At 66.9% G+C, this 13,681-nt stretch carries 11 protein-coding genes and 1 pseudogene; 4 read left to right on the top strand and 8 right to left on the bottom strand.

Annotation, left to right across the window (positions count from 1 at the left end):
* The first annotated feature begins 55 nt into the window (after window positions 1-55).
* From K3U93_RS16585 to K3U93_RS16595, 3 genes are all read left to right on the top strand, one after another.
* The gene (locus K3U93_RS16585; protein ID WP_083012231.1) at window positions 56-835 is read left to right on the top strand and encodes an enoyl-CoA hydratase; all 780 of its coding nucleotides are present in this window, start codon (window positions 56-58) and stop codon (window positions 833-835) included.
* A 117-nt stretch (window positions 836-952) separates the two neighbouring features.
* Window positions 953-1,501, top strand: coding sequence for a Chromate resistance protein ChrB (locus K3U93_RS16590; protein WP_083012229.1), 549 nt, complete (start codon window positions 953-955; stop codon window positions 1,499-1,501).
* A gap of 365 nt (window positions 1,502-1,866) precedes the next feature.
* Window positions 1,867-2,997 carry an MFS transporter gene (locus K3U93_RS16595; protein ID WP_217808452.1) on the top strand — a complete coding sequence of 377 codons (1,131 nt, stop codon included), beginning with the start codon at window positions 1,867-1,869 and terminating at the stop codon, window positions 2,995-2,997.
* Window positions 2,998-3,113: 116 nt separating this feature from the next.
* Here K3U93_RS16595 and K3U93_RS16600 read toward each other — a convergent pair whose 3' ends face one another.
* Window positions 3,114-3,998 carry a bile acid:sodium symporter family protein gene (locus K3U93_RS16600; RefSeq protein ID WP_083012227.1) on the bottom strand — a complete coding sequence of 295 codons (885 nt, stop codon included), beginning with the start codon at window positions 3,996-3,998 and terminating at the stop codon, window positions 3,114-3,116.
* Between the two features lie 672 nt (window positions 3,999-4,670).
* On the opposite strand from K3U93_RS16600, the pseudogene K3U93_RS16605 reads away from it, so the two are divergent.
* Window positions 4,671-5,686 (top strand): annotated as a pseudogene (locus K3U93_RS16605) (13E12 repeat family protein); the annotation flags it as partial.
* Here the strand turns inward: K3U93_RS16605 and K3U93_RS16610 are convergent.
* The 7 genes from K3U93_RS16610 to K3U93_RS16640 all read right to left on the bottom strand — a co-directional run bounded on the left by K3U93_RS16610 (window position 5,684) and on the right by K3U93_RS16640 (window position 13,677).
* A complete protein-coding gene (locus K3U93_RS16610; protein ID WP_083012225.1) occupies window positions 5,684-6,841 on the bottom strand; it encodes a dihydrolipoamide acetyltransferase family protein in 1,158 nt (385 codons plus the stop codon). The pseudogene K3U93_RS16605 and the gene K3U93_RS16610 sit on opposite strands and share 3 nt — an antisense overlap.
* Window positions 6,838-7,893, bottom strand: coding sequence for a 3-methyl-2-oxobutanoate dehydrogenase subunit beta (gene bkdB / locus K3U93_RS16615; RefSeq protein ID WP_083012223.1), 1,056 nt, complete (start codon window positions 7,891-7,893; stop codon window positions 6,838-6,840). Before bkdB ends, K3U93_RS16610 begins: the two co-directional genes overlap by 4 nt.
* The gene (pdhA, locus tag K3U93_RS16620) at window positions 7,894-8,991 is read right to left on the bottom strand and encodes a pyruvate dehydrogenase (acetyl-transferring) E1 component subunit alpha (RefSeq protein WP_083012221.1); all 1,098 of its coding nucleotides are present in this window, start codon (window positions 8,989-8,991) and stop codon (window positions 7,894-7,896) included.
* A 215-nt stretch (window positions 8,992-9,206) separates the two neighbouring features.
* Window positions 9,207-10,028: an HpcH/HpaI aldolase/citrate lyase family protein gene (locus K3U93_RS16625; protein ID WP_083012219.1), complete on the bottom strand. Its 822-nt coding sequence runs from the start codon at window positions 10,026-10,028 to the stop codon at window positions 9,207-9,209.
* Window positions 10,025-10,510 carry a MaoC family dehydratase gene (locus tag K3U93_RS16630; RefSeq protein WP_071513400.1) on the bottom strand — a complete coding sequence of 162 codons (486 nt, stop codon included), beginning with the start codon at window positions 10,508-10,510 and terminating at the stop codon, window positions 10,025-10,027. The genes K3U93_RS16625 and K3U93_RS16630 overlap by 4 nt, the downstream gene beginning before the upstream one ends.
* 49 nt (window positions 10,511-10,559) lie before the next feature.
* Entirely contained in the window at window positions 10,560-11,708 is a 1,149-nt protein-coding gene (locus K3U93_RS16635; RefSeq protein ID WP_083012216.1) for an acyl-CoA dehydrogenase family protein, read from the bottom strand.
* Between the two features lie 4 nt (window positions 11,709-11,712).
* The gene (locus tag K3U93_RS16640; RefSeq protein ID WP_083012252.1) at window positions 11,713-13,677 is read right to left on the bottom strand and encodes an acetyl/propionyl/methylcrotonyl-CoA carboxylase subunit alpha; all 1,965 of its coding nucleotides are present in this window, start codon (window positions 13,675-13,677) and stop codon (window positions 11,713-11,715) included.
* Window positions 13,678-13,681: the final 4 nt, after the last annotated feature.

A 13,681-nucleotide genomic window follows, 5' to 3' on the forward strand; every position in this document is an offset into this window, starting at 1 on the left:
TTACCTGGGTCTCGTCCGGAGCCGACAGCAAACCTGACAACGCGGGAGGTGCCCGGTGGCCCAATCCGATCCGGTCCTGTTCAGGATCGACAACCATGTCGCGGTCATCACCGTCAACGCCCCCGATCGGCGCAACGCCCTCACCGACGAAATGTCGGCGCGGCTACGGGACGCCGTGGAGCGGGCCGAAGCCGACCCTGCTGTGCACGCCGTCGTCGTCACGGGCGCGGGCAAGGCGTTTTGCGCCGGCGCCGACCTCAGCGCCCTGAGCGCCGCGGGAGGCGGAGAGGCGGAGTCGAGACTGCAACGGATCTACGACGGCTTCATGGCCGTGAGCAATTGCCGGTTGCCCACGATCGCCGCCGTCAATGGCGCGGCCGTCGGCGCGGGCCTGAACCTGGCGTTGGCCGCCGACGTGCGCATCGCCGGACCGGCCGCATTGTTCGACGCCCGCTTCCAAAAGTTGGGGCTACATCCCGGCGGGGGTGCGACGTGGATGCTGCAGCGTGCGGTGGGGCCGCAGGTGGCGCGTGCGGCTTTGTTGTTCGGCATGCGCTTCGACGCCGAATCCGCCGTGCGACACGGGTTGGCGCTCAGCGTCGCCGACGACCCCGTCGTGGCGGCCCTCGAGCTCGCCGCGGGTCCCGGGGCCGCTCCCCGCGAGGTGGTGCTGGCGACCAAAGCCACCATGCGCGCCACCGCCAGCCCGGGATCGCTGGACAGCGAGCAACACGCCTTCGCCATGCGCACGGAGCTGGGGCCGCAGGTGTACTCCATCCAATCACCAGAATTTGCAGCCAAATTGGCCGCGGCACAACGCAGGCAGCACTCCTGAGGGCTTGAATAGCCTGCGCCACAGCGGCTTCGGCTACCCGCATCGCCTCGTCGTCGACGGCCCTGGCCACCAGGGACTGCAATACATCAAAGGTCCAGGCCATGTGATGATGAGGGAGTGGGATCGCCGAGGGCCTATGACATTAAATGGTTGCTGCTGGCATACCGGATCCCTCGCGAGCCCACCCGGCTGCGTGCCACCGTCTGGCGCAGGATCAAAGCGCTAGGGGCCGTCTACTTGCAGAACTCGGTCGCCGCGCTGCCGGACTCCGCCGCCGCCGAAAGGGCTATGCGCTCGTTGCGCCGCGAGATCCTCGAACTCGGCGGCACCGCGCAGGTAATGCGCGCCGATGCCCTTGTCGGTGCGAGCGATCTTGTCGACATGTATAACGGCGCCCGCGACGAGGAGTACACCGAAATCATCGACAAGTGCCACGACTTCCTCAAGGAGATCGAAAATGAAACGGCCGCAAGACATTTCACCTACGCCGAGCTAGAGGAAAACGACGAGGACCTGAGCAAGCTCAAGGGCTGGTTCGACAAAGTCACAGCACGCGATACGCTCGGCGCGTCACAACGCGGCGATGCCGCGGCCGCCCTTGACGAATGCCACGGAGCGCTCGACACGTTCGCCAACCATGTGTATCTGGCCGAGGATCGTCCATAGCGACCTGGGCACCCACCCATGACGTCGCATCCATGAGCTATCAAGGCCGCCGCCGAAAAATGCATCCGCCATTTTCGGGTGATTGCCGACAGCGTTTGATTCAATTCCTAACCGCGGTTATGCTCGCCGGGCGCGCGGGAAGCCGCGGCCGCATCAGCAATAGCGGAAGGGCGTGCCGGTGGGTGTCGAGGTGATGAGCTACGGCCGCGGTTCAGCCTTGCGACATCTTCCAGAGTCCTATGGTCACCGAACGCGGCCGAGCGGTCGACAGGGTGGCCACCATGGCTAGACAACACATCTCAAGCGAACAACCCGTCCGAAACGGGTGGTCGCCCGCCCTAAAATTCGTGCTGATCGTTGGCGTGATGAGCTTTTTCGCCGACTTCACATACGAGGCCTCGCGCAGCATCATCGGCCAATACCTCGGATTGTTGGGAGCCGGCGCCCTGGCCATTGCCATGGTCACCGGCTTCGGCGAGTTTCTCGGCTATGGGCTGCGGCTAGTCTCCGGGCGAAGCGCCGATCGCACGGGGCTGTATTGGCCCATCACCATCGGCGGCTACATCCTGCAGATGTCGGTCGTTCCCCTGCTAGCGCTGGCCGGCTCTTGGCAGGTCGCCGCCGTCCTCATCATTCTCGAACGGATTGGCAAAGCCGTCCGCAACCCGCCCCGAGACGCCATGCTGTCCCATGCCGCGAAGTCGATGGGCTACGGGTGGGGATTCGGCGTGCACGAGGCGCTCGACCAATTCGGCGCTATGGTCGGCCCCCTATTGGTTGCCGTCATACTGGCGACCACCCAACAGAACTACAAGCTGGCCTTTGCCGCCCTTGCCGTACCGGCCGTGATCATGCTGTCACTCCTGGTGTTGGCCAGGTTGCTGTATCCCCGTCCCCAAGACCTCGAACCCGAATTTGCCGTCCCACACACTGGTGGATATCCGCGCGCCTTCTGGGTCTACTTGGCCGCCGCGGCGCTGGTGGCCGCCGGCTTCGCGGACTTCCCCGTCATCGCTTACCACTTTCAACAAGCCGGGACGGTCTCCACCGATAAGACCGCAATCTTCTACGCGATCGCCATGGCGGTGTCCGGCGCAGGCTCACTGGTTTTCGGCCGCCTGTTCGACCGGTTCGGGATCGGGCTGCTTGTGCCCCTCACCGTGATCACCGCGGCCTACGCGCCACTCGCCTTTTTGGGCGGTTTCTGGCCGGCACTGGCCGGATCATGCCTGTGGGGCCTTGGCATGGGAGTGCATGAATCGATCATCCCGGCCGCCGTGGCGCCCATGGTTGCGCCCAGCCGGCGGTCCTCGGCATACGGACTTTTCACCGGGATCTACGGCATCGCTTGGTTTGTCGGCAGCGCAGCCATCGGCGCTTTGTTCAACGTCTCACTGGGAGCGGTCGTCGCCTTCGCCATCGCTGCGGAATTGGCAGCCGTCCCGGCGCTACTGCTGGTCCTGCGAAACCGGACCCGCGAACTCCCGCCGGGGTGACATTTCAAGGCCGGTCTCGGCGTCCACCGTGGCGGACGCGCGGCGACCGACGGCACCGAACGGCCACCCGCGCGAGATCCGCGGCGTGCGGGGACGTCGCTAAACGGGGTGCTCGTTCACGACGGCGTCGACACACGGGAAAGCTCACGGAACGCGGGGTCCAGGCGGCGCACGGCGACGACGAACGCCAACGCAATGAAGGGCGCGATAGCCCCGTAAACTGCGGCAGGAGTGGCCATTTCGACATTATTTAGCAGTTGCGGGCTCAGTGCTATGCCCATCGCCACCACGGCGTTGTGCAGTCCGATCTCCAAGCTGACGGCGATGGCTTGTCGCGGAGCGAGACGCATCAAGCGTGGCGCCAGGTAGCCGACCGTCAGGCTGACAGCGCAGAAGGACACGACGGCCGCGATCAACACGCCAACGTTGTTCCATATCGTCGTCCGGCCGCCGGCGATTGCCGCGACGCCGACGACCACCAGCAGCAGTGCCGCGACTACTCTGACCGGTCTCTGAAGTCGCCGGGCTAGCTCAGGGAAGCGATGCCGTATCGCAACGCCGATCGCGGCAGGTATGAGCACAAGCCCGAACACGCCGAAGAACTTGTCCACCTGCAGAGGGAGAAACCGTCCCTCGCCAAGGAACCAGGTCATCGAAAACGCCAGTATCACCGGTAAAGCGACGATCGATAGCACCGCGTTGACCGCGGTCAGCGTGAGATTGAGCGCCAGGTCCCCGCCCGCGAGATGGCTGAATACGTTCGCCATGACCCCACCCGGAGTAGCGGCCATCAGCATCAGCCCGACCGCCAGATTCGGTTGCAGGTGCAGGGCTTCGGCAATCAGCAGGCACAGGGTCGGTAGGAGCAGGGACTGACAGATCAGTGCCACCAGCAGTGGGCGCCGCAGCGTGGCGGCCCGCCGGAAGTCGGCGACTGTGAGCGTCAGCCCAAGAGCAAGCATGACCACCACGACGACCAACGGAAAGTACCGGTTGTCCATTAACGCTCCACGGTGTTGGTGCGCAAACGCCGTCGGTGCCGATCGGCGCGATGATCGGCAAGTAGTTAGCTCGCCTTACAGACAGCAAGTTAGTCGATGGCGGCCCGTCCGCAACGCGATTGATGCGGCCGATCTTGTAGGCGCCTATCAAGTTGACCGCTTCGAGGTCGTCTGTGCGTGTCCGGAATCATTCCGGGCACGACGAGCATTTGCCTCACTCAACACGACGGTCCTGGCACCCGAGTCACCGCGCCTCCGTCGGACAACCCTGGCGGTGCCTGCGGCGGGGGGCGGTCCTGACGAGTCCGCAGTTAAGTTGCAGCAGTGGATATTTCGATGACGATAGGGTCACAGGGGTCACATGTGCACCGCGGCGCAACCACGCGACCCCTGGACCGGGTGACCGCGTCGGGCATTTCCGACGTGGGAGTCACGATGCGGACGGCTCGGCGTCGCCCTGTACGGGACGAGGCGGTACTGCGTTCGTGCGGCGCTAATCCCAAGCCATCTGGAATCATCTTGAGCGAATGGCGGCCGGGTATCGAGGGTGGCGGGGATTTCCAGTCGGTTGGTCCGGCCGTCTCGCGCCCATTCAGAAATCTCTTGTGTCACTGTGGTTTCTGTGGTTTCTGGGCGGCCGTTTTTGTCGGTGCCCTCCGATAGTTTCGGGTCATGGCTGGCAGCGGGGTGGATCGGGAGGCGATCACGGCTGCCTTCGACGCGCTGGATGCCGCGGTCGATGGGGTGGCCGCGCTGAACTCTGAAGCACGAGCACCCCGGAGTGGCTGGCCTGGCTGCAACGCTGCGAACGGGTCCGGCGCCGGCTGCCCGCACTCGAACACCCACCCATCAATCAGCTGGCCCGCCAGGCCACGCCCGAGGAGTTGGGCGGCACGCTCTCCCATGCCATCGCCGAATGGGCGTTGATCAGCCGCACCGAAGCCGCCCGACGCATTAATGAGGCCGCCGACCTCGGTGAGCGGCGCGCGTTGACCGGTGAACCACTCGCACCGGTCATGGCGGCCACCGCCGCCGCCCAACGCTCCGGCAAACTGGGCACCGGACAAGTCGCGGTGATCCGCCGGTTCTGCCACCACCTGCCCGGCTGGATCGACGGGGAAACCCGGGAACGCGCCGAGACACAGCTGGCGCGGCAGGGCGCCCAGCATCTGCCCGAACAACTCGCCGATACCCTCGCCAATTGTCTAAACCCCGACGGCCTCTACAACGACGACGATAGGGCTCGGCGGCGCGGGGTGAGGCTGGGTAACCAAGGCCCTGATGGCATGTCGACGCTGCGGGGCTGGCTCACTCCCGAGGCCCGCGCCACGTTGGAGGCCGTGCTGGCCAAGTTGGCCGCCCCCGGCATGTGCAACCCGGCCGATGACACCGCGTACGTGGACGGGGCGCCCAGTCAAGAGGCCATCGACAAAGACACCCGCAGCCCCGCCCAACGCCAACACGACGCGCTGCTGGCCGCCCACCGCGCGCTGTTGGCCTCCGGCGAACTAGGTAAGCACAATGGGCTGCCCGCGTCGATCATCGTCACCACCACCCTAAGCGAGCTGGAGACCGCCGCCGGGCGGCGCCTGACCGGTGGGGGCAGCCTGCTGCCCATGTCCGATGTGATCCGCCTGGCCCGCCACGCCCGGCACTATTTGGCCATCTTCGACAAAGGCAACCCACTATAGGTCCAATAGCGCGGTCTGCGGCGATTCGATCAAATCCCTTAGTTCGCAGACGAACTGAGCCGCTTGGGAGCCGTCGGCGACGCGGTGGTCGAACGCGCACGTTAGCGTCATCGTCGGACGCACCACGACCTCGCCGTCGGCCACCGCCGGGCGCGGCTTGATCGCGCCCATACCCAGGATGGCCGCCTCGGGATGGTTGATCACCGGCACGCCGTCGTCGACACCCAGGGCACCGAAGTTCGAAACGGTGAACGTCGAGCCGCGCAACTCGGCGGGCGTCAGCGTGCCCTCGCGCGCTCCGGTGATCAATTCGTCTGTTCGGCTGGCTAATTCGCGGGTAGTCTTGTTCTGCGCATCGGTGATCACCGGGACCAGCAGTCCGCGTTTGGTCGCCACACCGATTCCCAGGTGAATGCCGCGATGGATGTGCACCTCGGGGCCCTGAGGCGAATCAATCCACATCGAGTTGAGAATTTCGTTGTGAATCAACGCAATAACGAGCATCCGCAGCGTCAACACGAACGGCGTGATCTCCTGATGCGCCAAACGGAACAGGTCACGCAACCGCAACAACTCGGTGCAATCCACGTCGATGCTGACCTTCGCGGCCGGGATTTCCCTGTGGGACAACGTCATCTTCTCCGCCATCCGGGCCTGCACACCTCGAACGGGTCGGAGCTCGGCGTCCTGAGCCGCCGCCAACACGTCCTCGCGGGTGATCACCCGGCCCGCGGGGATATGCCGTATCGAAGAGAGGTCAACCGAAAGCTCCTTGGCCAGCTTGCGCACCGGAGGGGCCGCCAACGGGCGGTTACGTCGGGTGGCGTCGATGCCGGGGTCGGCGCCGTAGCCCACCAGCGTGGGCACAGCGGCCTCGCCGTTCGTCGTGGACGCCGCCGGCTCCGTGTCGATCCGGACCAGTACCGCGCCAACCTTGAGCACATCGCCTTCGGCGCCGCCCCTTTCGACGATCCGCCCGGCGTACGGGCTCGGGATTTCCACCTCGGCCTTGGCCGTCTCCACCGAGCACAAAGTCTGATTGAGCTCGACCTCGTCGCCGACGGCGACGTTCCAACTGGTCACCGTCACCTCTTCGAGCCCCTCGCCGAGGTCGGGGACGCGAAATGACTTGACCCGGTTGTCGGCGCTCATGGCTGCACCAGCGCACGCTCGACGCAGTCCAGCAGCCGGTCGGGGCCCGGTAGCCACAATCGTTCCAAGCGTGCCGGCGGATATGGGGTGTCAAAACCGCAGGCGCGCAACACCGGTGCCTCCAGCTCGTAGAACATCTCCTCCTGGACGCGTGCGGCCAGCTCGGCGCCATAGCCCAGGCCGCGCGGTGCTTCATGGAACACCACACAACGGCCGGTCCGATGGATCGACGCGGCAACGGTATCGAAATCCAAGGGCACCAGCGACCGCAGATCGATGACCTCCAGGCTCCAACCGCGTTGGTGTTGCGCCTCTTCCGCGGTAGCCACGGCGGTGTTCACCAGGCTGCCATAGGTTACGACCGTGAGGTCGGTGCCGGGTCGGCGCACCGCCGCCCGTCCGATGGGCGGTTCGGGCCGGCTGGTGTCGACCATGCCACGACCCTGGTAGCGCCGCTTCGGCTCCAAAAACATCACCGGGTCCGGACACTCGATCGAGTGCCGCAGCAGCCAATATGCGTCCGACGGCCCAGAAGGCACCACCACCTTCAAACCTGCGGTGTGCGCCCAGTACGACTCGGTGGAGTCCGAGTGATGTTCGGCCGCACCGATACCGCCGAACGAAGGGATCCGGACCGTCACCGGCATGTTGATCTCGCCGCGGGTCCGGGTGCGGTACTTCGCCAGATGGCTGACCACCTGATCGAAAGCCGGGTAAGAGAATCCGTCAAACTGGATCTCCGGAACCGGGACGAAGCCGCGCAGCGCCAACCCCACCGCAATCCCGATGATGGCGGACTCCGCCAGCGGCGTGTCGAAACACCTTTCCTCGCCGAATGTTTCGGCCAGCCCATCGGTTACCCGAAACACCCCGCCGGCGACCGAAACGTCCTCGCCGAACACCAGGACCCGATCGTCAGCGGCCATTGCGTCGCGCAGGGCGCGGTTGAGCGCCTGCACCATGGTCAACGACTGTGCGCCGAACGCGACGTTCTCGACTGCCGCCGTGAGCTTTTCGTCAGAGCCGGCCGGACGATCAGCGAGCTGGGTCATTCACGCCTCCCCGCCTCGGTCAAGTTCGGCCCGCAGCCGTTGGCGCTGCGCCCGCAATTCGGGCGTGATCTCCACGTACACCGTGGTGAACACGTCGTCGACGTCGAAGTCGGGCGCATCGAATACCGCGTCGCGCAGTTCGGCACGCAAGCGTTTCGCCCGGGCGGCGACCCGTTCTTCCAGGCGTTGCGACCACAGGCCCTGGCCGTGTAAGTAACTGCGGTAGCGTGGAATCGGGTCCAACGCCGCCCAGCGGTCCACTTCCTCCTGGGTGCGGTATCGCGTCGGATCATCAGACGTGGTGTGCGGACCGAGCCGGTAGGTGACCGCCTCGATCAACGTCGGGCCGCCACCGGCGCGGGCCCGGGCGGCCGCCTGGGCCATCACCGCGTAACACGCCAGCACATCGTTGCCGTCCACCCGGATTCCGGGCATCCCGTATCCAATCGCCTTGTGCGCTATCGAAGGTGCGGCGGTCTGTTTGGACACCGGCACCGAGATCGCCCACTGGTTGTTCTGTACGTAGAACACACAGGGCGCCGTAAACACCGCCGCGAAGTTCAGCGCCTCGTGCACGTCGCCCTCGCTGGTGGCGCCGTCGCCGAGGAAGGCCACCGCCACTGAATCTTCGCCAAGGCGTTGCGCGGCCATCGCCGCGCCGACGGCATGCAGGGTCTGGGTGCCGATCGGAATCGACATCGGGGCGCAGCATTTCTTCGTGAATTCCAGCCCACCGTGCCAGGTTCCACGCCATGCCGCGCCCACATGTCCGGGCGGAATGCCGCGCACCAGATAGGCGCCGAGCTCGCGATATTGGGGAAACAGCCAGTCGGTCTTGCGCAGGCAGGCCGCCGCGCCGACCTGGGCGGCCTCCTGACCACGGCAGGACGCGAACAGCGCCAATTGCCCTTGGCACTTCAGGTTGACGAACTCGATATCCAGCTCCCGGGTGACCACCATCATCTCGTAGAGCCAGCACAGCGTCTCCGCGGGAAGGTCACGGCCGTAGCGCCCTTCGGCCGTCGGCGTGCCATCCGGGGCGACGAGTTGCACCGGCTCGAGGTCGACAGTCATCGGCATCCGAAGGATTTCCGCCATACCGCCTCCTTAGCCAGAAGCCGCGTGGCACAGGAAACCTCGATGGGCCACAGCAAAACCTCAGCCGGGACCTACCGCGAGCCGAAGTCGATCGCCAGCTGCACGAAGGGCTCCGCTCGCCGCGACACTGGCGTATCTCCCATTATGCGCTCAAATCCGAAGACACCGCGTTGATCGCGATCGCAGCGAGGACGTGTCGCGACAATGCCGACGCCTCACCCGGATGCGGGTTCCCCCGCCCGCCGCAGCAGCATTTCCGCGTGCTTGAGCACGGGCGAGTCGACCATCTGCCCCTCGTACGCGAACACCCCGCGCTCGGTCTTCGCCGCCGCCAATACCCTTCGCGCCCAGTCCAGCTTCTCCTCGCTGGGACGGTAGGCCTCACGCACCACCGGGACCTGACTTGGGTGGATGCAGACGGTTCCGCCGAAACCCACCGCGACGGCGTCGTCGGCCTCCACCCGCAGGCCGTCGATGTCGCGGATGTCCAAATGCACGGCGTCGAGCGCGATCCGGCCGAACGCCGACGCCGCCAACAGCACCGTCGACCGCACATGGCGGGCCACGTCCCGGTAGGCGCCGCCGGACCGCCGGCTGGAGCTGCCGCCCAGGGTGGCGACCAGGTCCTCCGCACCCCACATCATCGCCACGGTGCCCTCGGCCGCGGCGATGTCGGTGGCGAACACCGCGCCGCGCGGCGTCTCGATCAGCGCGACAACCTCGCGCGGCGCGAGCGCGGCAACCTGCCCGGCCGATTCGGTCTTCGACAGCATCACCGTCGTGTACGCGGTGCCGGCGAGGGCATCCAGGTCGCGGGCGTGTTCCTCGGTGCCGGCCGCGTTGATCCGCACCACAATGCGCTCGGGGTCCAGCGGGGTCTCCCGCAGCGCCCGACGGGCGGCGGGCTTGTCCGCTTGGGCCACGCCGTCCTCGAGGTCGAGGATCACCACGTCGGCGGCCGCGGCGGCCTTCGCAAACCGCTCGGGTCGGTCGGCCGGGCAGAACAGCCACGCCGGGCCGGCGGTACGCAGGTTCACCGTGCCGGCCGTTTCTGGACCAGCGTGGTACGCACGGCGCGCGCGACGACGTCGCCGTGCTGGTTGCGCCCGGTGTGTTCGAGGGTGACGATGCCCTCGCCGGGCCGGCTCTTCGATTCGCGTTTGCCGGTGCATATGGTCTCGGCGTACAGGGTGTCGCCGTGGAAGACCGGTTTGGGGAACGACACCTCAGAGAACCCGAGGTTGGCCACGATGGTGCCCAGCGTCAGCTGCGACACCGACAGCCCGACCAGCGTCGAGAGGGTGAACATCGAGTTCACCAGCCGCTCGCCCCTGAATCCCGGCTGCTCGGCGGCCCATGCCGCGTCGAGGTGCAGCGACTGGGTGTTCATCGTCAGCGTGGTGAACAACACGTTGTCGGCCTCGGTGACGGTGCGACCGGGCCGGTGCAGGTAGGTCGTGCCGATTTCGAACTCCTCGAACCACAGGCCGCGCTGGACGACCGATTTGGCATCCGTCATGAGCGCCACTCCTCATCGCTCTTTTGCTCGCCATCGTCGACGGCGCGCGTCACGACAGCCCCAGCGATCGCGCGATGAGCATCAGCTGAACCTCGGTGGTGCCCTCACCGATCTCGAGGATCTTGCTGTCGCGGTAATGACGCGCCACCGGATACTCGTTCATGAAGCCGTAGCCGCCGTGGATTTGCGTGGCGTCGCGGGCGTTGTCCATCGCCGCCTCCGACGCGATCATCTTCGCGATCGCCGCCTCCTTCTTGAAGGGCTTGCCGGCCAACATCTTTGCGGCCGCATCGTAGTACGCGGTGCGGGCGACGTGCGCGCGGGCCTCCATCCGGGCGATCTTGAAGCTGATCGCCTGGTAGGAGCCGATCGGTTGGCCGAACGATTGGCGCTCCTTGGCGTACTTGACGCTCTCGTCGACGCAGCCCTGCGCCGCCCCGGTCGCCAGCGCGGCGATCGCGATGCGGCCCTCGTCCAGGATGGACAGGAAGTTCGCGTAGCCGGTCCCGCGGGCGCCCAGCAGGTTCTCCTCCGGGACGCGGGCGTCGGTGAACGTCAACGGGTGGGTGTCCGACGCGTTCCAGCCCACCTTGCTGTAGACCGGCTCGACGGTGAATCCCGGTGTGCCGCTGGGCACGATGATCGTCGAGATCTCCTTCTTGGCGCCGCCGAGTGTGCCGGTGACCGCGGTGACGGTGACCAGTGAGGTGATGTCGGTGCCCGAGTTGGTGATGAATTGCTTGGTGCCGTTGATGACCCACTCGCCGGCGTCGAGCCGGGCGGTGGTGCGGGTGCCGCCGGCGTCGGAGCCGGCACCGGGCTCGGTGAGACCGAATCCGGCCAGCGCCCGCCCGGCGGTGAGGTCGGGCAGCCACTTTCGCTTCTGCTCCTCGGTGCCGAACCGGTAGATCGGCATCGCGCCGAGGCTGGCCCCAGCCTCCAGCGTGATCGCCACCGACTGGTCGACCTTGCCGAGTTCCTCGAGCGCCAGCGACAGCGCGAAGTAGTCGCCGCCCATGCCGCCGTATTCTTCGGGGAACGGCAGGCCGAACAGCCCCATTTCGCCCATCTTGGCGACGACCTCGTACGGAAAGCTGTGCTCCTCATCGTGTTTGGCCGACACCGGTGCGACGACGGTGCGCGCGAAGTCGGCCACCGTGTCGCGAAGCTCCTGGTATTCCTGCGGCAGTGTCGTCATGATCCTAATCCTTGATCCGGGCCAGCACCTGGTCCACCGTCACCTGATCGCCCACGGACACCAGCACCTCCGCTCGTCCCGAAACCGGTGCGGTCAAAGGGTGTTCCATCTTCATCGCCTCGACGACCACCACCACGTCGCCCTCGGTGACCTCGGCGCCGGAGTCCAGCTCCACGGCGATCACGTTGCCCGGCATGGGGCTGAGGATCTCGGCCTGCCGTGCGCCCGCCGCGCGGTGAATCTTTTGCTCCTCGGCCTCGCGCAGGTGCCAGGTTCCCCGTTCGTCGGCGATCCACAGGTGCCGGTCGGCCTCGGCCCACCGGTAGTCCCGCCGCAGGCCGTCCAGCGTGACGCTCATCTTGTCGCCCTCGAGTTGTAAGCTGGCGGAAAGGATCTCACCGCCACCGACCTGCACCCTGGCGGCCTCGGGCGGTCCCCAGACCGACACCGTCTCGCTGCGCAGCGGGGTGCGCATCGCGGTGCGGACGGGCGCCGTGATGCCGCCGACGCGCCATCCGGTCGGCATCGCCCACGGGTTGCCCCGGGCGCGGCGGGCCAGGGCCCACTGCCGGTAGAGTCCGCCGGCGGCGAGCACGTCATCGGGTGCGGGCAGCGGAGCGAAGTCGGCCAGCCGCTCGTCGAGCAGCGCGGTGTCCAGGTCGCCGGCGCGCACCCGTTCGTCGGCGAGCAGGAACCGGAGGAATTCGATGTTGGTCTGCACGCCCAGGATCGTCGTCTGCACGAGCGCCCTCTCGAGCCGGGCCAAAGCCTCGTCGCGGTCGGCCCCGTGCGCGATCACCTTGCTCAGCATCGGGTCGTAATCGCTGCCGACTACCGTGCCGGCCAGCAGCGACGAGTCCACCCGCACACCGGCGCCCGAGGGTTCGAACACCTGCAGCACCCGCCCGCCGGTGGGCAGAAATCCCCGCGCCGGATCCTCCGCGTACACCCGGGCCTCGATCGCGTGCCCGTGCAGCTCGATGTCGTCCTGGGCGAACGCCAGCTTCTCGCCGGCGGCCACCCGTAACTGCCACTCCACCAGGTCCAAGCCGGTAATCGCCTCGGTGACCGGATGTTCCACCTGCAGGCGGGTATTCATCTCCATGAAGAAGAACTCGTCGGGCCGATCGGCGGAAACGATGAACTCCACCGTGCCGGCGCCGACGTAATCGACGCTGCGCGCGGTGTCGCAGGCCGCGGCGCCGATCCGTGCGCGTGTCTGCGGGTCAAGCAGCGGCGAGGGCGCCTCCTCGATCACCTTCTGGTGGCGCCGCTGCAGGCTGCACTCGCGCTCGCCCAGATGCACCACGTTGCCGTGGGTGTCGGCGAGCACCTGCACCTCGATGTGCCTGGGCCGCAACACGAACCGCTCCAGGAACAACGTGTCGTCGCCGAACGAGGATCCGGCCTCCCGACGCGCGCCCACCAGTGCCTCGCGCAGCCGGGCCGCGTCTTCCACCAGCCGCATGCCCTTGCCGCCGCCGCCCGCCGACGGCTTGACCAACACCGGGTAGCCGACCTCCTCGGCCGCGGCCACAAGCTCATCGTCGGTCAGCCCCGGCTTGGCCACACCGGGCACCACCGGCACATCGAAGGCGGCGACCGCGTTCTTGGCGGCGATCTTGTCGCCCATGACCCGTATCGCCCGCGCGGGTGGGCCCAGGAACACCACCCCGGCGCGTTCGCATTCGGCGGCGAAATCGGCGTTCTCGGAAAGGAATCCGTAGCCCGGGTGGATGGCCTGGGAGCCGGTGCGCGCCGCCGCATCGAGCACCTTGGCGATATCGAGGTAGCTCTCGCGCGCCGCGGCGGGGCCCAGCCGTACCGCTTCGTCCGCCTCGAGCACATGCCGCGCGGTGGCGTCGGGGTCACTGTAGACGGCGACCGCCCAGATGCCCAGCCGGTGCAGGGTGCGGATCACCCGCACCGCGATCTCGCCGCGGTTGGCCACCAATACGGTCTCGAACACCGCA

It is taken from the genome of Mycobacterium malmoense (assembly GCF_019645855.1).
Taxonomy (GTDB): Bacteria; Actinomycetota; Actinomycetes; order Mycobacteriales; family Mycobacteriaceae; genus Mycobacterium; species Mycobacterium malmoense.

Excerpts from the sequence above, each read along its gene's own strand:
- K3U93_RS16595 (WP_217808452.1), top strand. The coding sequence starts at position 1,867 with ATGAGCTTTTTCGCCGACTTCACATACGAGGCCTCGCGCAGCATCATC.
- K3U93_RS16600 (WP_083012227.1), bottom strand. The coding sequence starts at position 3,998 with ATGGACAACCGGTACTTTCCGTTGGTCGTCGTGGTGGTCATGCTTGCT.
- K3U93_RS16610 (WP_083012225.1), bottom strand. The coding sequence starts at position 6,841 with ATGAGCGCCGACAACCGGGTCAAGTCATTTCGCGTCCCCGACCTCGGC.
- bkdB (WP_083012223.1), bottom strand. The coding sequence starts at position 7,893 with ATGACCCAGCTCGCTGATCGTCCGGCCGGCTCTGACGAAAAGCTCACG.
- pdhA (WP_083012221.1), bottom strand. The coding sequence starts at position 8,991 with ATGGCGGAAATCCTTCGGATGCCGATGACTGTCGACCTCGAGCCGGTG.
- K3U93_RS16630 (WP_071513400.1), bottom strand. The coding sequence starts at position 10,510 with ATGACGGATGCCAAATCGGTCGTCCAGCGCGGCCTGTGGTTCGAGGAG.
- K3U93_RS16635 (WP_083012216.1), bottom strand. The coding sequence starts at position 11,708 with ATGACGACACTGCCGCAGGAATACCAGGAGCTTCGCGACACGGTGGCC.